The following is a 21,517-nucleotide window of genomic DNA, read 5'->3' as shown; positions in this document are numbered from 1 at the left end:
AGAAAACATGTACAAACTTAAGGCTTTTTGATGATTAATTTTTCTTTCAAATACTGCGCAGTGAAATTATCTGACAATCGAATCATTTCCTCGGGAGTACCTTCAAATGTTATATAACCCCCATTTTCTCCTCCTTCTGGACCTAAGTCGATGATATGATCTGCACATTTAACCACTTCCATATTGTGTTCGATGATCAAGACACTATCGCCCTGCTCCACCAAATCATTCATTGCTTTCAAGAGTTTTTTAATGTCATGAAAATGAAGTCCTGTTGTGGGTTCATCGAAAATAAACAATGTTTTTCCTTTGTTGGGATTTCCTTTTCCTAAAAAACTAGCTAGTTTAACCCTTTGGGCTTCACCTCCCGACAAGGAATTCGACGATTGACCTAACTTGATATATCCCAAACCAACCTGAAAAAGTGGGTCAATTTTATCGGCAATTTTTGGATGTTTTTCTCGGAAAAATTCTACCGCTTCCTCAACGGTCATATCCAAAATAGCTGAAATATTTTTTTCTTGGAATTTAACATCCAAAATTTCTTGTTTAAATCGACTACCGCCACAAGATTCACATGTCAGACGAATATCCGCCATGAACTGCATTTCGATGGTTGTTTCTCCTTCTCCTTGACACGTTTCGCAGCGACCTCCTTCTACATTAAAAGAAAAATGGGCAGGTTTATAACCCCTGGCCTTCGCTACCGGCAATTCCGAATACAATAAACGAATGGCATCATATGCTTTGATATAAGTTACAGGATTCGATCTCGACGATTTACCAATCGGCTGTTGATCCACCATCTCGATGCCAGCAATTTTATTTAAACTTCCATTCAATTCTCTAAATCGACCCGTTTCTTCCGTGCCTAATTGAAGATTTCGCAAAACCGCCGGATATAAAATTTTTCGAATCAAGGTTGATTTGCCTGAACCGCTCACGCCTGTCACTACACTGAGAATCCCCAAAGGAATTTTCACATCCACATTTTTTAAGTTATTTTCATTAGCTCCTTTGATTTCGATAAATGCCAAAGGTTTCCTTCTGAATTGGGGAATAGCAATTTGATCTTCGCCGGTTAAAAAGCGTAATGTGTGACTTGTTTTGTTTTTTTCCAACAATGCCTCTTTTAAACTTCCTTGAAACATTAGATTACCACCCAATCGACCCGCTTCTGGTCCAATATCAATAATTTGATCGGCGGCACGCATGATATCTTCTTCATGTTCAACTACAATGACCGTATTGCCCATAGCTTTCAACATCAATAAAACAGATATCAATCGACTAGTATCTCTAGGATGCAATCCAATACTTGGCTCATCCAAAATATACATCGAACCCACTAAAGCACTTCCCAAAGAAGTAGCCAATTTAATTCGTTGGAATTCTCCTCCAGACAAAGTTGAACTTAATCGATTTAAGGTTAAATACCCTAAACCTACCCGTTCCATATAATCCAATCGATTATTGATTTCAATTAAAATCCTTTTGGCCAAAGCCTGATCATGTGCATCCAATGGTAATTGTTCAAAAAATGATTTCACTTTCGACAAAGGCCAAAGAACCAAATCAATGATGGATGTTCCATTGATTTTCACATAGGCTGCATCTTTTCTCAAACGAGAACCTTTGCATTCGGGGCAATCTGTTTTACCTCTATATCTGGATAATAAAACTCGATACTGTATTTTATAGGTTTCTTTTTCCAAATGATCAAAAAACTGATTCAATCCAGCAAAATACTTATTTCCTTTCCATAATAAATCTTTTTCCGACTGCGTTAAGTCTTTGTATGGTCGATGAATCGGGAAATCAAAATGGACTCCATTTCTTAACAAAGGATGCATCCATTCACTCATGCGCTCACTTCTCCATGGGGCAATTGCTCCTTCATAAACCGACAAATCATGATCTGGGAAAACCAAATTGGGATCTAAACCCAAAACTTTCCCATAACCTTCACAATTTTTACAAGCTCCAAAAGGATTATTGAAAGAAAATAAATTTAAACTAGGCTCCTCAAAAACCATTTCATCCAATTCAAATTTATCAGAAAAAACCTTTCTTTTTTGGCCTTCTATTTCAACCCAACAAACTCCTTCTCCTTCAAAATAAGCCGTTTGAACAGAATCTCCTAATCGGAATAAAGTTTCTTCATCATCTGCCTTCACCACCAAACGATCAATCAAAATAGAAACACTTTCGGATTGATGTTGAAATTTATTTAATTGTTCTTTATTCTCTAATAATTCTTCTAAATCCAATGTTTCTCCTTCAGATATCAATCGGGAATAACCCTTTTGAATCAACAATTGACATTCGTACTCAAAAGTTCGATCATGATGACGTAAAAATGGCGCTAAAATCAAAACTTTTTTTAGATCAAAAGTGACAATCCAATCGACAATACTGGAGACTGAATCTTTTTTCACTTCTACTCCAGAAATCGGAGAATATGTTTTACCAATGCGAGCAAAAAGCAATTTGAGGTAATCGTAAATTTCGGTAGTTGTACCAACCGTTGATCTTGGATTTTTGGTATTAACTTTTTGTTCGATCGCAATCGCTGGTGAAACCCCGCGAATATAATCAACAGCAGGCTTTTCCATTCGACCTAAAAACTGTCGTGCATAGGAATTTAAACTTTCCACATACATCCTTTGACCTTCCGCAAAAAGGGTATCAAATGCCAAAGATGATTTACCTGAACCCGATAAACCAGTGATCACGACCAATTGATTACGAGGAATGGCGACGTCTACATTTTTTAAATTATGCACACGAGCCCCTTTGATAATTATGTGAGTTTTAGGATCTAAATTTTCAAATCCTAAATTTGTGACAGAACTAGAAGCAACATCATTCATAAAACAAAATTATCCTTTAATTTTGTTAATCTTATGAAAGATTTCATAAACCTATTAAAAAAAACAATTATTTTAAAATTAACCCAAAAATGAAAAAACTACTCTTAATTATTGGACTACTAAGTTTTGGAATGCTGCAAGTATCAATGGCACAAGAAGCCGTTGTGATCAAAGAAGAGGGAGCACAAGGAGATTTGGATGTGGAGCGCGATGTAAGTGAATTAAGTTTTAAAGAAAGAGTCCATTTCGGTGGGGGTATTTCTGGACTGAGTTTCGGAAATCCTACAAGTATCGGACTTTCTCCCATGGCTGGATATCAATTAACCAATAATACAGTTGTTGGACTTGGATTGACTTATCAATATTACTCCATCAATTATGGAGGATCAATTGGAAAGTTAACTTCTAATTTATTGGGTGAAAGAATTTTCGCAAGACATTATATTCCAGCACTTTCTGAATTGGTTGGGCAAAGCTATTTAACCGCGCAGGTGGAAAATTATTCGAATCTATCCAACAATAACGGCATCAACTATTCCAATCCAGTTTTAGTTGGTGTAGGAATTGGATCAAAAATTGGCATTAATTTAACATTGATGTATGATTTGAATTACACCTCCGGATACGGCGCTTCGCAATCTCCATATGGCTCAGCATTTGTGGTACAAGTAGGTGGATTTTTCTTTTAAAATCTTGAAACAAAATTCACCAACCTCAGTTTAAACTATTAAATTATTTATTCTATTTTTCAACTTAAATTAGTTTTAAAATTCTTAAATTCGAATCCAATTTTCTAAATACATGTCAAAAGAACTATTATCAGAACCTCTATTAGTTGAAGATCCTAACAGATTCGTTTTATTCCCTATCAAACACGATGATATTTGGCAGTTTTATAAAAAAGCAGAAGCTTCTTTTTGGACTGCAGAAGAAATCGATTTATCACAAGATATCAGCGATTGGAAAAAAATGAATGACGGAGAACGTCATTTTATTTCCCATGTCCTTGCTTTCTTTGCCGCCTCTGATGGAATTGTGAACGAAAATTTGGCTAATAACTTTTTGAGAGAAGTTCAGTATGCAGAAGCAAAATGTTTTTATGGCTTCCAAGTCATGATGGAGAACATCCACTCCGAAACATATTCTTTGTTAATTGATTCATACATTCAAGAACCCAAAGAAAAAGACCGTTTACTTCGTGCCATTGAAACCATCGATTGTGTGAAGAAAAAGGCAGATTGGGCATTGAAATGGATTGACAGTGACAATTTTGTCGAGCGCTTAATCTCTTTTGCGGCGGTTGAAGGGATTTTCTTTTCTGGTTCATTTTGCTCCATCTTTTGGTTGAAGAAAAGAGGATTGATGCCAGGACTTTCTTTCTCCAACGAATTAATTTCTCGTGATGAAGGTTTACACTGCGACTTTGCTTGTTTATTGTATTCCGATCATATCAAAAATAAATTATCACAAGATCGAGTTTATGAGATCATTTTGAACGCGGTTGAAATTGAAAAAGAATTTGTAACCGTTGCGTTACCTGTTTCATTAATAGGAATGAATGCTGAATTGATGTGTCAATACATTGAATTCGTTGCAGACCGTTTATTGGTTTCCTTGAATTGCCAAAAATATTATAATGCAAGCAATCCATTCGATTTCATGGAAATGATTTCCTTGCAAGGAAAAACTAATTTCTTTGAAAAACGTGTAGCTGAATACCAAAAATCAGGTGTTATGTCAGATAAGGAATCCATGGGATTCTCATTGGATGAAGACTTTTAGATAGTTATTAGGTATTAGTTATTAGGTATTAGTTTTTAAATATAAAATACCTAATAACTAATAACTAATACCTAATACGTTATCTCAGCAAAATAAACCGTTCCCAAATCATTGGAATACAAAAACCGATGATGATGCCCGAAATGACCAATACGAGGCTTTTATGACGCATTTTTAATCCATTAACCAAAATGGATGAGCCCAATAAGATCAAAGTTAATACGACTATTTGACCAGCCTCCAATCCAAGATTGAACGACAATAATGGTCCAATCAGCGACTGTTCTCTCCCCAATAAACTTTGCAAGTAATTAGAAAACCCTAATCCATGAATTAGACCAAAAAAGGCAATTCCCGCATATTTTAATATCGATATTTTTTCTTTGGACGGCGCGACCTTTTCGAAATTTAGGTTCGATAAAGCGGAAAATAAAATGGTACATGGAATAAAAAATTCAATCCAATCTTGAGAAAAATCCAATAATTTCAAAGTTGCCAAGGCTAGTGTAATGGAATGCCCTAATGTAAAGGCCGTAACCAATAAAAACGTTTGTTTTAAGTTGGCAAAAGTATAAATACAAACAAAAGAGAGAATAAATAATAAATGATCTACAGCTAAAATATTCAAGATATGCTGAAGGCCTAATGAAAAATAGGTGATAAAATCTTGCATTATAGTGATAAAGTTTAGGTAAAAATATAGAATTTTCTTATCATTATGTGAATATTCATTCCTTATTTACTTATGAAATTTGATTATATCATTGTTGGTGCTGGAACAGCAGGTTGTGTATTAGCGAATCGACTTAGTGAAAACCCAGACCACCAAGTTTTACTCATTGAGGCAGGTATGGATAATCGAGATCCAAGAATTGAGATGCCATCCGCTTATTCAACCATTAATCATTCCTATTTTAATTGGAATTTTTACACGGAACCTCAACGTTTTGCCAATAATAGAAAAATATATCAACCGAGAGGTAAAGCTATTGGAGGAAGCGGAATGATAAATTGCATGGCTTATATTCGAGGAAATAAAGAGGATTACAATCAATGGGCCCGAATAGGATGTGAAGGTTGGGATTATGAAAGTATGCTCCCCTATTTTATTCAATCAGAAAATAATCAAACTTTCAAAAATAAATTCCACGGACAAGGTGGACCCATGACCATTTCACATTCAAAAAATGAAAGTATTTTCGGGAATGCTTTTTTAGCTGCCTGTGTGGAAAGTGGTATTCCTTTGAATGAAGATTTTAATGGTGAAAAACAAAATGGAGCAGGTTTTTTCCAATTCAATATTGACAATGGTGTAAGATGTTCTACCGCAAAATCGTTTATTCACCCAATTCTAAAACGAAAAAATTTACGAATTCTTACTCAATTTAGGGTTTCCAAAATTCAATTGAAAAATGAAAAAGCGATTGGCGTAGAAGGATTTAAAGATGGAAGTAAATCGTTGCAAACGTTTGAAGCCAACAAAGAAATTATCTTATCAGCAGGCGCATTTCAAAGTCCTCAAATATTAATGTTGTCGGGTATAGGAGATAAAAATTACCTCAATGAATTTGGTATTGATTCAGTTCTCGACCTACAGGGGGTAGGCCAAAACCTTTCAGATCACATTTTCGTGAATATGAATACTGAGGCCACTACAAAAGGAATTTCCTATAATACTGCTATCAATAGCCCCAATTTCATGAACTATCTATTCCACAAAAAAGGGCCATTGACTTCTAGTCCCTTGGAAGGATGTGCCTTTGTGGACACATTGAATAATTCTGAAGAACCGGATATTCAATTCCATTTTACTTCCGCTTGGGCACAAGATATTCACAACTTCAATGATCGACCATTAAGTGATGGCTATACGATTTTACCCACATTATTGAAATCGAAAAGCAGAGGTTACGTTGGGCTCCGTAGTGCGAATTTCCAAGATGCACCCATAATTGACCCTAATTATTTATCTGATGAAAAAGGAGAAGATTTAACTACCTTGATTAGAGGAGTCAGAAAAGCTCAGGATGTATTGAATGCCAATGCATTCAACGAATATCGAAAAAGAAAAAATTATCCCGATAAAGATTTACAAACAGATGATGAAATTGCAGCGCACATCAGGGAATCCTTAGAATGCGTATATCATCCAGTAGGTACATGTCAAATGGGGATTGGTAAAGATGCGGTCACCGATCCGAAAAATTTAAAAATATACGGAATAGAGGGATTACGAATAGCCGATGCCTCCATCATGCCTGACTTAACCTCTGGAAACATCAATGCAACGGTTGTGGCAATAGCGGAGAAACTAGCAGATGAGGTAATAGGTAATAGGTAAAAGGTAATAGGTAAAAGGTAATAGGTAAAAGGTAATAGGTAAAATGTAATAGGTAAAAGGTAATAGGTAATAGGTAAAATGGGTAAGCGTTCTTTTCTTTTCTCTTTTCAAAACCGAGTATAAACAAACAAAAATTGTATTTATTAATAAAAATCAAATAACATGAAAAAGATCATTACATCCATCATTATTTGTTTAACTTCTTTTATAGCTATGGCTCAAGAAAAATCAGCTGCTTCCTTGAAAGAGGCAGATTTAAATCGTTTTAAAATCATGATAGCTCAAGACGGGGCGGGATTGGATAAAGTTTTACACAATGATTTGGTGTATGTCCATTCTTCAGGAACCAAGGATAACAAAGCAAGTTATATTAATTCCATCGTTTCTAAGAAAACCATTTACCACAAAATTGATGTGATTGAAATTACACAAAGAATTTATGGAAATGTTGGTATCAACAACGGAATTGTACACGTGGTTAATTTAAAAGATGGCGTAGAGCAACCCGCCAACAAATTAACGTTTACTGATGTTTATGTTTTCGAAAACGGCCGCTGGCAAATGGTTTCTTGGCAATCGACGAAATTGCCGGTGCAATAGGTTAGAAAAGAGAAAAGAGAAATAAAAATTAATAAACCGTGAACTACGTGTTAAACACAAAGATCACGGTTTATTATTTCTAATTTTTGTTGAGCTATTCGGGCCTAAAATCATTTTAATTACAAGCTTAAATAAACTTCTATCCAGAAATCAAACCGCTCACGATAAGCAGACCATTTACATATTAATTTAGGAAGAATTTTAAACGTAATGAATTTAATCTGCAATACATCTACAAGGAAAACCAAGAGCCTTTACATCATTCCTATCAAAATAAAAACCACCCCCGCCTAAGTAATATGCATAGGAGGTTGTCATTTGTGTATTTGTCCAATAGTTACCTGAAATTCCCCATTGCTGATTTAAACCACCAATCTGAGAAGATAAAAAACCTGAATTGACAAGTTTTAAAGGAGAAAAAAATGCTCCATCTTTCCAAACAACAATTTCCTGCATCCATTCATTCATAGTCGGCAAACGCCATTTTCCTCCTAGCTCAATTCGACATGGATCATTAGCAATTAACCAATTAGAGTCTTCTTCTATTTTGGTAATCCATGTTGTGTTGGGAATTCTCGAATAAAAATCTACTTGATAACCTTGCTTTCTGTTAAATTGAAAATACCAACCTGATGAAATAATATTTGCCTCATCAACTGAAACCCCAGGTCTTTCTGCACCTAAATTTTGTGTAATCCACATTTTGGGTTTTCCTGATATGTTAGAAGTATAAATGCCATAGGTTATCTTTTTATTTACAGGAGCAATACCATTTAATGTGTTGTGATTAATAGTTATTGATGTGACTTCTCCATAATTCCCATAATTTAAGCTAGTATTCAATAATGCAACCTGAGCCACCAGTTCAGCACATTTAGCTTGTAAAGCATCTATTTTCGCCTTCAAAGTAGCCAAATCTGAATTCGCAGATGCCATTTGGGTAGTTAGGGATACTATTTGAGTTAATAATGCCTTTAGGTCTGTTTGTATAAGATCTATTTTCTTGTCACTAGTAGCCTGCAAATTGTTCACCTTTAGCACTGCCACTAAAGCTGAATCAGTTGTTTTCTTTAAAGCTGTAATTTGAGCTTTTAAATCATCGTTTTGTTTCTTAACCGAATTGATTAAATCTATTATCTCTCCATCTCTGTTGGTACACGATTGCAAAATTAAAAATATAAAGTAAAAATAAGGGATCAACTTTTTCATCATTGTAATTTAATTTTTAATACATCTTACCGAAAATCCATATTTTTTGGACCAGGCTTTATCATTACCAATAGTAACTTTTTCGCTTGCATAATCCAAGATTTTTGCATGTGCTTTATCCAGTTCATATTCTGTAGTACTCCAAAAAAACACAGAATTACCTAGTCCAGCCGTACGATTATAAATGTATCCATGTGGAAGTGCATTAAAACCACTGCTATTTGTTGCTCCAAAATTTGGTGAATCCCATTGCCCAGTACCTTCTTCTTTAGTTCCAGTTGATTTCAGTTTACCTCCAGCTATATTAGAACCGCCCAAGAATGTTATAAGTTCGTTCCACTCCTCTTCAGTTGGAATATGCCAACCCTTGGGAGCAAGTCCTCTAGAATCCATTACTGCATTCCAATTATAGAGTTTACCATAAGTTGAATCATATGTAGCATCATTATTATAATAGCACCAAGAACCATTTGTTAATTTATCCCATTGGTTAACATTATCGTTTATATTAACATAATTTATTAGGTCTCCATTCTGATATCTAGATACTCTTAAATTTTCAGCCATCCAAACCTGATTACCAATTTTTACAGCATTATACTTATTCCCATCTATGTCCGATAAATACCCATTATTCGAAGAATTTAGGTTGGATATTTGAGCCACCAGCTCAGCACATTTAACTTGTAAAGCATCGATTTTAGCTAATAAGGACCCAATGTCTGCATTCAAGGATGACATTTGGATATTTAATGAAGCTATTTGAGCCAATAGAGCTTTTAAATCTGTTTGAATAAGATCAATTTTTTTGTCTGTCGCTATTTGACTCGAATTTACTTTTAGGATTGCCACCAAAGCTGAATCCGTCGTTTTTTTCAATGCAGTTATTTGTGCCTTCAAATCATCATTTTGCTTTTTTACTGAATTGATTAAATCTATGATTTCACCGTCGCGATTGGTACAGCTTAAAATGCCAATAAATACAAAAAAAGTCAATAATAGGCATTTTTTCATTGGATATTTAATTAAAAATCAGAATAAAAAGTTTTTCAAATCGAAGAGGTAACGTATTGGTAAAAACATTACAACGTTGCAACAAATAACCCAACTGTTGTAGCAACAAAAATTTTATTTCTAATTATCGTTACTTTATTGTATTGATCTACTCCCGATATCGTATACCTCGTCCAGGTCATACCTCTATTATTACTTAAAAATATACCTGATGAACCTGAAACAGCTATGAAAATCTTCTGTGAATCAGAGTAAACACAATCCATTGATTCTGTAGATGGAAATTTATATCTAACGTTATTGGCTTTAATTGCAGAAGATTTACTCACATAAAAATTACCGTTTGAACTAATGAAATATAGACTATCATCGACACATTCTACATCCAAAAATGACGGTTTTGAGGAATCTGTTGAAAGCTCAATTGTCCATGATTCCCCTAGATTACTTGATTTTAATATACCAGCTGTAGTTGAAGAATATATTACGTTGTTACTCTGAGAAAAATTTGAGGGGTCCAATTGAATGCCATCCCATTTGTTTGTCCAAGTTTGATTATCCGACCCTCCACTCTTATAAATCCCACGCAGATATCCGCCCATGGATGCAATAAATCGACCATCACTTAATGGCAAAATAGACCCACTGACACAACCAAAGCCCATTGGTCCAGTTGAAGCAAACGAATCTACATTTTTATTTGACATATAAATCCCTTTATCCATACCTGCAATTACTAACTGACCACCGTTAAAATTCGAAAATGCTCCGCCAGCATGAGTACCTAAACCTAATCTTACAACAGGAAATAAAGTATTCGTTGTAGTAAAACTTGAACCGAGATTGGTAGATTTCAAGACATCTGTTGCCCTTGAAAGATATAAAATTGAACTATCAAGGTTGGGTATAACTCTCCAACAATTTCCATTACTAACTTGTTTCCAAACTAAATTGTCAATTTTAGGCGCAATTCCTGAAATGATAGCAGAGTTTAATAAGGCTATCTGCGCCACCAACTCAGCACATTTGACTTGCAAGGTATCTATTTTTGCTTTTATGCTAGCTATATCGACATTGGCAGCCGTCATCTGAGTACTTAAACTTGAGATTTGCGCTAAAACTGATTTTAAATCTGCCTGAATAGCCTCTAGCTTTTTATCCGTTACCGCTTGTGATATTGTTACTTTCGTGATGGCTACCATGGCAGAATCTGTCGTCTTTTTCAAACTTGTGATTTGAGCTTTCAAGTCATCATTTTGCTTTTTTACGGAATTGATTAAATCAATGATTTCACCATCTCGGTTGGTGCACCCTAATAAGATGACAAATAATAAAAATATACCTACTACTATTTTTTTCATAATTCGTTTATTTTAAAATCTTAATTTCCACTCTTCGGTTTTTGGCTCTGGCATCTTCGCTAATATCGTTTTGTTTTAATTGTTGTTCTCCAAAAGCTAAGGCTGTTATACGTGTTTTAGCTATGCCTTTATCAGCTAAATAATTCGCAACACTTTGAGCCCGTTTTTCTGATAAAATAAAATTGGATTCTTCATTACCCACATCATCTGTATGCCCAGAAATAATAATGCGCATGTCTGGATTTTCCAATAAAATGATCAACAATTCATTCAATTTTGCCATGGAAGAAACCAATAAATCTGCTTTGTTGGTAACAAAATTGATTTCATTGGCTATTTCATTGATTTGCTTTTCAATTTTTTGACTCACCATTGGACATCCATTGTTCATTCGATCCCCTTTTTCATCTGGGCATTTATCTAATTGATTGTTGACCCCATCCGAATCATTATCCAATTGACTTTCTGAACAACCTTGCGAATTGACTTTTTCTCCTTTGGGAGTTTTAGAACATTGATCCATTGAGTTATTAACACCGTCTCCATCTTCATCTAATTGACTTTCTGAGCAACCTTGTAAATTGGCTTTTTCTCCATTAGGGGTTTTAGGACATTTGTCATTCGCATTAAACACACCATCCAAATCTTCATCTAATTGACTTTCCGAACAGCCATCTAAATTAACTTTTTCTCCTTTAGGTGTTTTAGGGCATTTATCCTTCACATTTACAACACCATCCGAATCCTCATCCAGTTGACTTTCCGAACAGCCTTCTAAATTAACAGTCTCCCCTTTGGGTGTATCAGGACATTTATCTGTATCATCTGAAACACCGTCATAGTCAGAATCTTTCGTCCGTTTCCTTTCTATGTAATAGGTTATACCCACTGCATTTTTAAACATCAAATCTTTGGAATTATCCGTGATTTTATTCGACATGTAAAAATCAGGATCATTTAATGTGGTAGAAAATGGTTTGTTAACTGAACTACTCAGAAAAAACGACCATTTTTTATTGATTCGGTAGTCAATTTGTACACCAGCAAAACCACTGAATTCTCTACGGTACCTTTCACCTACCACACAGGCACAAGAATTTTCTAAGGTTTGGTAATTTGAACCTAAATTGAAAAATAGGCTTGTTTTCTTAAGGGTAAAAAACCGAGTTTGAATCCCCAATGTAGCCGAGGAAAGAGCGGAGGATAAACTGCCGACTGAGGGAGAGAGTACAATTTTATTATAAGAAAGTGCGCCAGCTTCTGCATTGGCAAATAAGGTCATTCGATTGCTTAATCCATAACCGTATCCAAAACCCAATTGATTAAATACATAATTGGTCTGAGCGGTTTGCCTTTCAATAATAAAATCTGTCCGACCAGCAAAAATGGAAAAATGATGATCTCCTTTTTGTGCAAAACAAGGTATGGAAATCATAATTAACAAAAGACGTTTGAGCATAATAATCTTCGAACTTTGATTTTGAGGAAGACAAACTTAAAGCCAAAGAATAATCAATACTAAGAATAATATGTTATTCATGTTATTCACACATTTTCAAAATTAAAAAATAGTGCTAAGTGATTTCAGTTATTGATCATATTGAAGTGAAGTGAATAGAACTTGAATCAAAAAACCGTAAACCTCGTGTTTTAAACACAAAGTTTACGGTTTAATTTTAACCAATCAAAAAAGGATTTGCCTAGAAATTCCTTTCGCCTGCTTCTCTTTTACCCAACATTACAGCACCTACCATGGCAACAAAGAACAAAATTGAAACCAATTCAAAAGGTAATAAATATTCAGAATAGAGTACTTTTCCTAAATTTTCAACCATACCATTTTGAGAAGAATACGTTTGAATATTCGGGGTTGGAATACTAGTATTACGATATACGGCAATTAGAATGACCAATAAACTTCCTGCTACAACAGAACCTGCTAACTTAGTCAAAGGCGTTTTCGATTCAGGCTTATTTTTACGCAAATCAAACATCATAATAACGAACAAAAACAATACCATGATGGCTCCAGCATAAACAATGATATTCACCGCCATTAAAAATTGTGCATTTAATAAGACATAATGCCCTGAAATACAGAAAAATGTAAATACCAAATACAAAACACTGTGAATGGGATTTTTAGCCAACACCACCATCAATGCACTTAATAAAGTTAATCCCGAAAGAAAATACCAAATATTAGAAATCTCCATAATTTTATTATTTCCAACCCTCGCGTAAATAGCGCTGATCCATTTTTTCAACTAATTTATCTTTTCCATAAATAACCTCATCTCTGCTGTTAAATACGGGTACCATTTTATCATGACGTAAATAAATGGCTTGCTTCGGACAAGCTTCCTCACATAGACCACAAAAAATACAACGAAGCATATTGATTTCATATACTTTGGCATATTTCTCTTCTCGGTATAACTTTTCCTCCCCAGCTTTTCTTTCTTCCGCAACCATGGAGATGGCCTCCGCCGGACAAGCTACTGCACATAATCCACAGGCTGTACAACGTTCCGCCCCTTCTTCATCTTTTTTCAAAATATGATGACCTCGATAAATCGGGCCTAAATATCTTTGCTGCTCTGGATAACGAATAGTAACCGGCTTTGAAAAAAAGTGCTTTAAGGTTGTCGCCATTCCTCCTACAATCGCAGGAAGATACATACGCTCAGCCAAAGTCATTTCACCTTGTTCTAATACTTTTGTTTTATCGCTTAACTTCATAATTAGGCTAATTTTTTCTTAACTAATAGTTGATCGTAAATAACCAATCCAATAAACAAGATCAAAACTCCTGCAATACCTGTCAAGATAGGTTGATCAATTAAAATACCAAAACCCGTCACAACCACATTAAAGATCGAAATTGGTATCAAACCTGTCCAACCCAATCCCATTAATTGATCATAACGAAAACGTGGAAGCGTCCAACGAACCCACATGAATACAAATACAAAGGCTAATGCTTTTCCAATCAATGCTCCCGCACCTAACAATGTCGCTACGGTGGCACCAAAGTGTTCTGTGATAAAGTCTACTCCCGGATAATCATATCCTCCAAAATATAAGGTTGCCATAACAGCACCTGAAATAAACATATTGATATACTCAGCAAATAAATAAAAACCCAATTTCATGGATGAATATTCCGTATGGTATCCACCAATTAGTTCCGTTTCACATTCCGGCAAATCAAATGGAGTACGATTACATTCAGCAAAAGCACAAATTAAAAAGACAATAAATCCAATAGGTTGATACAAAATATTCCAATGTCCTGCTTGTTGTGCCTCCACAATGGCTTTGGTAGAGAGGGAACCTGTAAACATTAAAATGGCAATAATCGACAAGCCCATAGCTAATTCATACGAAATATTTTGTGAGGCAGCACGAATGGCACCCAACAAAGCAAACTTATTATTAGAAGCCCAGCCTCCAATCAAAATTCCATAAACACCTAAAGAAACAATTCCGAAAACCCATAAAATACCAATGTTCACATCAATACCTTGTAAGTCGAATGTTACACCACCGATGGTCAGCGTATCTCCAAATGGAACTACAGCAGAAGTCATCAAGGCCGTGAACATAGAAATACAAGGCCCAAGAATGAATAACCATTTGTTGGATTTGGAAGGAATAAAATCTTCTTTCATGAACATTTTAACCGCATCGGCCAAAGGCTGTAAAATACCAAAAGGACCTGCGCGATCTGGACCGATACGATCCTGCATAAATGCAGCAATTTTTCTTTCAAAATACGTTGAATAAGCAGCTACACCCAAAGTTATCGCAAATATAATTCCGACAAAAATGGCTTTAGCTACAAATAGAGAATTGAATATTTCCATTATTTTTTCTCGTTTAATAAATTAGCTGAATTCGATAAAAAACTACGATCACGATCATCATCGATCAATTTGTAATCACGAGCAGCCTGTTTAATTGGGAAGGCTGGAGTAATTAAATTAGCTCCATATTTATTGGCTGAAATCACTGAATGGCGCGACACTTGGGTAGGTCCCTCAATGGTCCAATCAGAAGTTTTCTTTTTATCAAAACGACAAGTATTGCAAATGAAATCCGTTACCTCTCCCCAAACATTTTTTCTACCTGTCACACGAATTACCTCTTCACCTTTGTACCAAAGTGTTACTTTGCCTGAGCATTTCTCACACTCGCAATGTGCATCAAATGGTTTCGAGAACCAAACTCTACTTTTGAAACGATACGTTTTATCAGTCAATGCACCTACCGGACAAACATCAATTACATTTCCCGAAAAGTCATTATCAATGGCCTTTTCAATATAGGTACTAATTTCTGCATGGTCACCTCTGTGCATTACACCATGAACACGTCCATCTGTGATTTGATCCGCTGTATAAACGCAACGGTAGCAAAGCACGCAACGATTCATGTTCAATTGAATATTAGGACCTAAATCAGTAGGCTCAAACGTATTTCTTTCTTCATGTGTTCTTGTCGTAGAAACACCATGTTCGAATGAGAAATCTTGTAAATGACACTCGCCAGCTTGATCACAAACTGGACAATCCAATGGATGATTTAATAATAAAAACTCAACGATACCTTTCCGAGTTTCAAGTACTTGCTCACTCACGGTATTTTCAACCACCATTCCATCTTGCACCGATGTAATACATGCGGGCACTAATTTAGGCATTGGTCGAGGATCTTTTTCAGAACCTTGGGTCACTTTCACTAAGCAGGCGCGGCATTTGCCACCTGAACCCTTCAATGGTTCATAATAACACATCGCTGGAGGTGCTATTTCAGGACCAATTTGGCGAGCTGCTTGCATGATGGTGGTACCAGGTTCCACCTCAATTGTGATATTGTCTATGGTAACTTTCATTCTTTATAGATCGAAATTATTATTCAAAAACTCTTCAATTTTTTTATTAATCACAGGACCTAAAATTGTCAAATCATGTTTCAATGATTCATTCTTAATTTTACCTCCTAATTCAATTCTTTTTTCTTTGTTTCCAACCAAATCCAAAATAACTTCTTTGGCCTTTTCTAAATCCAAGTATGGAACAATCAATTCTTTATACTGTTCCATAAAATGAACCACTCCACCTGTTTTATCAAAACAAACAATAGGATTCTTATTCATTCCAGCTTCTAGCATCACCAAAGGATAAGGATCCTCTCGAGAAGACAAAAAGAAAATATCAAAACAAGCAGTTATTTGTTGAGGATGAACCAAGGTATCTAAAATTTTCACTTGTTGCTCAATGCCCATTTTTTCTAAATCATGTTGAAATTGATAAAAAGCATCATTTCTTTCATGTCCAACCCAAACAAAATAAACAGATGGATTTACTTTTAAAACCATCGAAGCTACTTGAATAAAAAGATCAACTCCTTTTCTCCATTCAGCTAATCCACAACCTCCAACAATAACGGCTTCTTGAGGAATATTCAATTCTTCTCTAACTGCTTTTCGGTCAATCGACTCAAACATTAAATTCAGCTTTTCGCAATCTATTAGCGATGGAATAACCGAAATTTTGTTTGCATCTACCTGATGAGCCTCCACCAAATTCTGTTTTACAGATTCTGAGCCAGCCAATAAATGGACAGAATTAGTTAATTGAAAACTTGTTTCGTTCTGATTACTATATTTCAAAATGGAATTTTGCATCTCATGGATGTAAACCAAAAATGGTTTCTTCAAAAATTGAACAAATTCCAGCAACTTACCATTCGCAATCGTATTGGAAAAAACGACATCTGGCTTAAATAATTCTAAAGCAGATTTAACGTCATTTAAGCCCTTTCTAAAGTCTTTTTGATTAGGAGCTAAGACTTTTTTCAACGGTGTTTTCTTTGCTATCTTTTTTAATATAGATTCTCGATTCACCTCTTTCGGCCAATCAATTACTTTTACTACTTTCTCGAATTCAGATCTGAGTTCTCCACCCTCCCCTAACAATAATAAAGACTCACATCCTTGCTTTGCTCGATATTGTAAAATATGCAAAAGTATTCTTTGTGCACCTGCAATATTTGCATCATGACTAACAAAAAGCACTTTCGGTGTTGACATATTTATAATCTCAATCTATTACAAAGTCCAACTCGCACCTGGTCGCATAAATACAGCTCCTTCTTTCTTCGCTTCTTCCGGATGCTCAATATGCCATTCAAATTCATCTCTAAAATGACGAATAGCTGCGGCAACAGGCCAAGAAGCAGCATCACCTAAAGGACAAATGGTATTCCCTTCGATTTTTTTAGCTACATCCACTAGCAAATCAATATCTTCTCTTCTTCCTTGTCCATGCTCAATACGCTTCAATACTTTGTCCATCCATCCAGTACCTTCTCTACAAGGAGAACATTGACCACAAGATTCATGGTGATAAAAACGAGCAAATGTTAAGGTATTATGTACAATACAAGCTGTTTCGTCCATCACCACAAAACCTCCAGAACCTAACATCGTACCAGTGGCAAATCCACCGTCCGACAAAGATTCATAAGTCATCAATCTTTTTTCTCCAGCTGCGGTAGTTAAAATCAATTCCGCTGGCAAAATGGGTACAGATGAACCACCAGCTACAACTGCCTTTAATTTATGACCATCACGAATTCCACCACACCACTCATCTGAATAAATAAAATCTTCTACCGTAATTCCCAATGGTATTTCATAAACTCCTGGCTTACGAATATGTCCAGAAGCTGAAATCAATTTGGTTCCTGTACTTCTACCCACACCAATTGCTGCATAAGCATCACCACCATGGTTGACAATCCAAGATGTAGCGGCAATTGACTCAACGTTATTCACTACAGTTGGACATTGCCACAAACCTTTAACAGCAGGGAATGGAGGTTTATTACGAGGATTACCTCTTTTACCTTCCAAAGATTCCAACAAGGCTGTTTCTTCTCCACAGATATATGCGCCACCACCTGGTTGAACGAAAAGGTCCAAATCATAACCTGAACCTAAAATATTTTTACCCAAATAACCTTTGTCATAGGCTTCTTGGATTGCTTTTTCCAAAATTTGAATCACATACATCAACTCCCCTCTCACATAGATATAGGATGTTTTCGCGCCTAAAGCAAAGCTTGAGACAATCATACCTTCGATCAAGGTATGTGGCGATTTCCACATCAAATAATGATCCTTGAAAGTACCTGGTTCAGATTCATCTGCATTACATACTAGGTAACGAGGTACACCTTCAGGTTTAGCTAAAAATGACCATTTCATACCTACTGGAAAACCAGCGCCACCTCTACCTCTTAATCCTGACTTTTTCACCTCTTCGGTTACTTCATCTGGAGTCATTTTTTTCAAGGCTTTTTCTACCGCTTTGTAACCACCGTTTTTGATAAAAACATCAATGGTTTCAATTCCTGGTACGTCAATATGTTCGGTTAATATTTTCATCCTCGCTTATTTTCCAAGTTCATCAATAATTTGATCGACTTTTTCCTTCGTTAAATTCATGTAATATTTTTCACGGATTTGGAAGACAGGGCCCCATCCGCAGGCGGCTAAACATTCCACTTCTTTGATCGTAAATTTTCCGTCAGAGGTAGTTTCACCAGTTTGAATGCCCAAACGTTTTTTCAAATGATCATACACTTCCACACCACCCATTAAGCAGCAAGGTCCTGTACGACAATATTCAATGACGTGCTCACCTACTGGCTCCAAATGAAACATGGTATAAAAGGTGGCTACCTCATAAACCTCAATAGAAGAAATGGACAACAATGACCCTACATAATCCATTACTTCTGGACTACACCATTTAAACTCAGCTTGAGCTAAATGAAGAATAGGCAATAAGGCCGATTTTTGTTTTCCTTCCGGATAACGAGCAATAATTCGCTTGACCAATTCCAAGGTCTCTGCTGGGAATACTATGTTATTCTTAACTTCCATGTAAGTCTGTAATATTATGTATCTAACTCGCCTGCTATCACATTCATTGATGACATTGTCACAATAGCATCCGATAGATTGGAACCTTTAATCATTTCTGGGAAAGCCTGATAATAAATAAAACCAGGACGTCTAAATTTCAAACGATAAGGTGTTCTACCTCCATCTGAAACCAAATAAAAACCTAACTCACCATTTCCTCCTTCAACTGAATGGTAGACCTCACCTACAGGTGCGTCAATCTCTCCCATCACAATTTTGAAATGGTAAATCAATGCCTCCATGTTTTTGTACACATCTTGCTTGTCTGGCAAATAATAATGAGGTGCATCTGCATGATAAGCACCTTCAGGTAAATTATCCAAAGCTTGCTGGATAATTCGTAAACTTTGCCACATCTCCTCTTCACGTACCAAAAAGCGATCGTATGTATCGCCTTTTGTTCCAACTGGCACATCAAATTCAAAATCTTCATAAGAAGAATAAGGATTCAAGGCACGAACATCATAATCAACTCCAGCAGCTCTCAAATTTGGACCCGTAAATCCATAATTTAATGCACGTTCTGCGGATATTGCGCCTACATTCTGCGTACGATCCATAAAGATTCTGTTACGCATCACAAGGCCTTCAAATTCTTTCAAAGCTTTTGGCAAGCCTTCTAATAAAATTTTGATTTTTTCAATGGCAACTGGTGTAAAATCTCTTTCCATTCCACCAAAACGACCCATATTGGTTGTTAAACGAGCGCCACACAATTCTTCATAAATCTCGTAAATATGCTCTCTCCATTGATAAACATATAAAAAGCCCGTTAATGCACCTGTATCTACTGCAAGAACTGAATTACAAACAATATGATCTGCCAAACGAGCCAATTCCATCATGATAACCCTCATGTATTGAGCGCGTTTAGGAACTTCTATTCCCAAAAGTTTCTCGACTGTCATGTGCCATCCCATATTATTGATAGGGGATGAACAATAATTCATACGATCCGTTAAGGTCGTGATTTGATAAAAAGGTCTTCGCTCCGCAATTTTTTCAAATGCACGGTGGATGTATCCAACTGTTTGTTCAGCATCTACAATGGTTTCCCCATCCATGGTCAGAATATTCTGAAAAATCCCATGGGTAGCTGGGTGAGTGGGACCTAAATTTAACGTGGATAAATCATTCACATAAGGTCCACCTTTTTGCGATTTATCTAATCCTACGTTAGGGTTTGTTACTAAGGCTACTTCAGACATATTAGCTATTTTCAAGTAGTTTATCTACCAAATAATTCATCAATTTTATCATGACGCGTAGCGTCTTCCAACGGATATTCCTTGCGCATTGGGTGATAATCCATATCATCCACGTTCAAAATACGTACTAAATTTGGATGGCCTTCAAATATGATTCCGTAAAAATCAAAAGCCTCTCTTTCCATCCAATTGGCTGTGGCATATAAACCTGTTACCGTTGGAAAATTAGGATTTTCAATGGGTGCATAAGCCTTGATCCATAATCGAACATTGTTTTCCAAACTATGCAAATGATAGATCACTCCTAATTCCTGACCTTTAGCCTCTGGAAAATGTATTCCCGCCAAATCCGTCAAAAATTGAAATTTCAATACCGGATGTTGATATAAAAAATGAAACATCGGAACAATTAAATCTACTGAAGTAGTTAATTGTAAAGTTCCATGCGATTCACCTAATCCATAAATCGAATCTTCTCCAAATTGAGTTTGAAGTGCTTCGATGATTTGTTGATTACTCACTTTTTCCATAATCTATAACTTATTCAATCCCGTAAGAAGCCAATAAAGCTTTATACTCAGGTTCATTTCTACGACGGGTTGATTCTTTCCTTGCTAATTCTTGAATTTGCATAAATCCATCCAAAATTTGTTCTGGACGTGGTGGGCATCCTGGCACATATACATCCACAGGAATGATACGATCAATGCCTTGTAAAACAGAATAGGTATCAAAAATTCCACCAGAACAAGCACAAGCGCCAACTGATATTACCCATCTTGGTTCAGCCATTTGCAAGTAAACTTGTTTCACAACCGGTGCCATTTTTTTAGCGATGGTTCCCATGACCATTAATACGTCCGCTTGACGAGCAGAAAAACTTAATCGTTCTGCACCAAATCGTCCAATGTCATAATGCGAAGCCATTGTCGACATAAACTCAATACCACAACAAGAGGTAGCAAAAGGAAGTGGCCAAAGTGAATTTGCCCTTGCCATTCCTACCAATGAATCTAAGCTGGTAGCAAAAAATCCTTGACCTTCTATTCCTGCTGGCGCTTCCACCATATTGACAGTTGAATTGCTCATATTTATTATTTTCTGAAATCTTTTATATAAAAAAAAGTGGA

20 protein-coding genes are annotated in these 21,517 nt (G+C 35.9%); 4 read left to right on the top strand and 16 right to left on the bottom strand.

What is annotated here, in order from left to right; all coding sequences use genetic code 11:
- Positions 1-17: 17 nt before the first annotated feature.
- Positions 18-2,873, bottom strand: coding sequence for an excinuclease ABC subunit UvrA (gene uvrA / locus V7S76_RS02040; protein WP_459508335.1), 2,856 nt, complete (start codon positions 2,871-2,873; stop codon positions 18-20).
- A gap of 89 nt (positions 2,874-2,962) precedes the next feature.
- On the opposite strand from uvrA, the gene V7S76_RS02035 reads away from it, so the two are divergent.
- On the top strand, positions 2,963-3,562 hold the full coding sequence (locus V7S76_RS02035) for a hypothetical protein (RefSeq protein ID WP_459508334.1): 600 nt from the start codon (positions 2,963-2,965) through the stop codon (positions 3,560-3,562).
- 112 nt (positions 3,563-3,674) lie between these two features.
- Positions 3,675-4,655, top strand: coding sequence for a ribonucleoside-diphosphate reductase small subunit (locus V7S76_RS02030; protein ID WP_459508333.1), 981 nt, complete (start codon positions 3,675-3,677; stop codon positions 4,653-4,655).
- 79 nt (positions 4,656-4,734) lie between these two features.
- Here the strand turns inward: V7S76_RS02030 and V7S76_RS02025 are convergent, their stop codons facing one another.
- The gene (locus V7S76_RS02025; RefSeq protein WP_459508332.1) at positions 4,735-5,328 is read right to left on the bottom strand and encodes a HupE/UreJ family protein; all 594 of its coding nucleotides are present in this window, start codon (positions 5,326-5,328) and stop codon (positions 4,735-4,737) included.
- 72 nt (positions 5,329-5,400) lie between these two features.
- Between V7S76_RS02025 and V7S76_RS02020 the strand changes: the two genes are divergently transcribed.
- Positions 5,401-6,996 (top strand): GMC family oxidoreductase, encoded by a 1,596-nt coding sequence (locus V7S76_RS02020; protein ID WP_459508331.1) that lies wholly within the window; start codon positions 5,401-5,403, stop codon positions 6,994-6,996.
- A 162-nt stretch (positions 6,997-7,158) separates the two neighbouring features.
- The gene (locus V7S76_RS02015; RefSeq protein WP_459508330.1) at positions 7,159-7,596 is read left to right on the top strand and encodes a nuclear transport factor 2 family protein; all 438 of its coding nucleotides are present in this window, start codon (positions 7,159-7,161) and stop codon (positions 7,594-7,596) included.
- A 216-nt stretch (positions 7,597-7,812) separates the two neighbouring features.
- Here the strand turns inward: V7S76_RS02015 and V7S76_RS02010 are convergent, their stop codons facing one another.
- From V7S76_RS02010 to V7S76_RS01945, 14 genes are all read right to left on the bottom strand, one after another.
- Positions 7,813-8,808, bottom strand: coding sequence for a hypothetical protein (locus tag V7S76_RS02010; RefSeq protein ID WP_459508329.1), 996 nt, complete (start codon positions 8,806-8,808; stop codon positions 7,813-7,815).
- Between the two features lie 6 nt (positions 8,809-8,814).
- Positions 8,815-9,819, bottom strand: a complete 1,005-nt coding sequence (locus V7S76_RS02005) for a fibrobacter succinogenes major paralogous domain-containing protein (protein WP_459508328.1) — start codon at positions 9,817-9,819, stop codon at positions 8,815-8,817.
- Between the two features lie 68 nt (positions 9,820-9,887).
- A complete protein-coding gene (locus tag V7S76_RS02000) occupies positions 9,888-11,180 on the bottom strand; it encodes a hypothetical protein (RefSeq protein ID WP_459508327.1) in 1,293 nt (430 codons plus the stop codon).
- Positions 11,181-11,187: 7 nt separating this feature from the next.
- Positions 11,188-12,615: an OmpA family protein gene (locus V7S76_RS01995; protein ID WP_459508326.1), complete on the bottom strand. Its 1,428-nt coding sequence runs from the start codon at positions 12,613-12,615 to the stop codon at positions 11,188-11,190.
- A 265-nt stretch (positions 12,616-12,880) separates the two neighbouring features.
- On the bottom strand, positions 12,881-13,396 hold the full coding sequence (locus V7S76_RS01990; protein ID WP_459508325.1) for an NADH-quinone oxidoreductase subunit J family protein: 516 nt from the start codon (positions 13,394-13,396) through the stop codon (positions 12,881-12,883).
- A 7-nt stretch (positions 13,397-13,403) separates the two neighbouring features.
- Positions 13,404-13,922, bottom strand: a complete 519-nt coding sequence (locus tag V7S76_RS01985) for a NuoI/complex I 23 kDa subunit family protein (protein WP_459508324.1) — start codon at positions 13,920-13,922, stop codon at positions 13,404-13,406.
- Positions 13,923-13,924: 2 nt separating this feature from the next.
- Positions 13,925-15,049 (bottom strand): NADH-quinone oxidoreductase subunit NuoH, encoded by a 1,125-nt coding sequence (gene nuoH, locus V7S76_RS01980; RefSeq protein ID WP_459508322.1) that lies wholly within the window; start codon positions 15,047-15,049, stop codon positions 13,925-13,927.
- Complete coding sequence (locus V7S76_RS01975; RefSeq protein WP_459508321.1) at positions 15,049-16,077, bottom strand: NADH-quinone oxidoreductase subunit G; 1,029 nt, start codon at positions 16,075-16,077, stop codon at positions 15,049-15,051. Before V7S76_RS01975 ends, nuoH begins: the two co-directional genes overlap by 1 nt.
- Before the next feature lie 3 nt (positions 16,078-16,080).
- On the bottom strand, positions 16,081-17,277 hold the full coding sequence (locus V7S76_RS01970) for a glycosyltransferase family 4 protein (protein WP_459508320.1): 1,197 nt from the start codon (positions 17,275-17,277) through the stop codon (positions 16,081-16,083).
- An 18-nt stretch (positions 17,278-17,295) separates the two neighbouring features.
- Positions 17,296-18,636 carry an NADH-quinone oxidoreductase subunit NuoF gene (gene nuoF / locus V7S76_RS01965; protein WP_459508319.1) on the bottom strand — a complete coding sequence of 447 codons (1,341 nt, stop codon included), beginning with the start codon at positions 18,634-18,636 and terminating at the stop codon, positions 17,296-17,298.
- A gap of 6 nt (positions 18,637-18,642) precedes the next feature.
- Positions 18,643-19,137 carry an NADH-quinone oxidoreductase subunit NuoE family protein gene (locus V7S76_RS01960; protein WP_459508318.1) on the bottom strand — a complete coding sequence of 165 codons (495 nt, stop codon included), beginning with the start codon at positions 19,135-19,137 and terminating at the stop codon, positions 18,643-18,645.
- Positions 19,138-19,151: 14 nt separating this feature from the next.
- Positions 19,152-20,387, bottom strand: a complete 1,236-nt coding sequence (locus V7S76_RS01955) for an NADH-quinone oxidoreductase subunit D (protein WP_459508317.1) — start codon at positions 20,385-20,387, stop codon at positions 19,152-19,154.
- Positions 20,388-20,407: 20 nt separating this feature from the next.
- Entirely contained in the window at positions 20,408-20,917 is a 510-nt protein-coding gene (locus tag V7S76_RS01950; protein WP_459508316.1) for an NADH-quinone oxidoreductase subunit C, read from the bottom strand.
- 10 nt (positions 20,918-20,927) lie between these two features.
- A complete protein-coding gene (locus tag V7S76_RS01945; protein ID WP_459508315.1) occupies positions 20,928-21,476 on the bottom strand; it encodes an NADH-quinone oxidoreductase subunit B in 549 nt (182 codons plus the stop codon).
- Positions 21,477-21,517: the final 41 nt, after the last annotated feature.

The organism is Aquirufa sp. ROCK2-A2 (genome assembly GCF_054558485.1).
Note: the sequence above shows the minus strand (reverse complement) of the source record. Positions and strands in the feature narration are given on the sequence as shown.

Bases quoted from the DNA above. Each gene is read 5' to 3' on its own strand.
- V7S76_RS01970 (WP_459508320.1), bottom strand. From the start codon at position 17,277: ATGTCAACACCGAAAGTGCTTTTTGTTAGTCATGATGCAAATATTGCA.
- V7S76_RS02035 (WP_459508334.1), top strand. From the start codon at position 2,963: ATGAAAAAACTACTCTTAATTATTGGACTACTAAGTTTTGGAATGCTG.
- V7S76_RS01960 (WP_459508318.1), bottom strand. From the start codon at position 19,137: ATGGAAGTTAAGAATAACATAGTATTCCCAGCAGAGACCTTGGAATTG.
- V7S76_RS01975 (WP_459508321.1), bottom strand. From the start codon at position 16,077: ATGAAAGTTACCATAGACAATATCACAATTGAGGTGGAACCTGGTACC.
- V7S76_RS02030 (WP_459508333.1), top strand. From the start codon at position 3,675: ATGTCAAAAGAACTATTATCAGAACCTCTATTAGTTGAAGATCCTAAC.
- V7S76_RS02010 (WP_459508329.1), bottom strand. From the start codon at position 8,808: ATGATGAAAAAGTTGATCCCTTATTTTTACTTTATATTTTTAATTTTG.
- V7S76_RS02025 (WP_459508332.1), bottom strand. From the start codon at position 5,328: ATGCAAGATTTTATCACCTATTTTTCATTAGGCCTTCAGCATATCTTG.
- V7S76_RS01995 (WP_459508326.1), bottom strand. From the start codon at position 12,615: ATGATTTCCATACCTTGTTTTGCACAAAAAGGAGATCATCATTTTTCC.
- V7S76_RS02015 (WP_459508330.1), top strand. From the start codon at position 7,159: ATGAAAAAGATCATTACATCCATCATTATTTGTTTAACTTCTTTTATA.
- V7S76_RS01990 (WP_459508325.1), bottom strand. From the start codon at position 13,396: ATGGAGATTTCTAATATTTGGTATTTTCTTTCGGGATTAACTTTATTA.
- V7S76_RS01945 (WP_459508315.1), bottom strand. From the start codon at position 21,476: ATGAGCAATTCAACTGTCAATATGGTGGAAGCGCCAGCAGGAATAGAA.
- V7S76_RS02020 (WP_459508331.1), top strand. From the start codon at position 5,401: ATGAAATTTGATTATATCATTGTTGGTGCTGGAACAGCAGGTTGTGTA.
- nuoF (WP_459508319.1), bottom strand. From the start codon at position 18,636: ATGAAAATATTAACCGAACATATTGACGTACCAGGAATTGAAACCATT.
- nuoH (WP_459508322.1), bottom strand. From the start codon at position 15,049: ATGGAAATATTCAATTCTCTATTTGTAGCTAAAGCCATTTTTGTCGGA.
- uvrA (WP_459508335.1), bottom strand. From the start codon at position 2,873: ATGAATGATGTTGCTTCTAGTTCTGTCACAAATTTAGGATTTGAAAAT.
- V7S76_RS02000 (WP_459508327.1), bottom strand. From the start codon at position 11,180: ATGAAAAAAATAGTAGTAGGTATATTTTTATTATTTGTCATCTTATTA.
- V7S76_RS01950 (WP_459508316.1), bottom strand. From the start codon at position 20,917: ATGGAAAAAGTGAGTAATCAACAAATCATCGAAGCACTTCAAACTCAA.
- V7S76_RS01955 (WP_459508317.1), bottom strand. From the start codon at position 20,387: ATGTCTGAAGTAGCCTTAGTAACAAACCCTAACGTAGGATTAGATAAA.
- V7S76_RS02005 (WP_459508328.1), bottom strand. From the start codon at position 9,819: ATGAAAAAATGCCTATTATTGACTTTTTTTGTATTTATTGGCATTTTA.
- V7S76_RS01985 (WP_459508324.1), bottom strand. From the start codon at position 13,922: ATGAAGTTAAGCGATAAAACAAAAGTATTAGAACAAGGTGAAATGACT.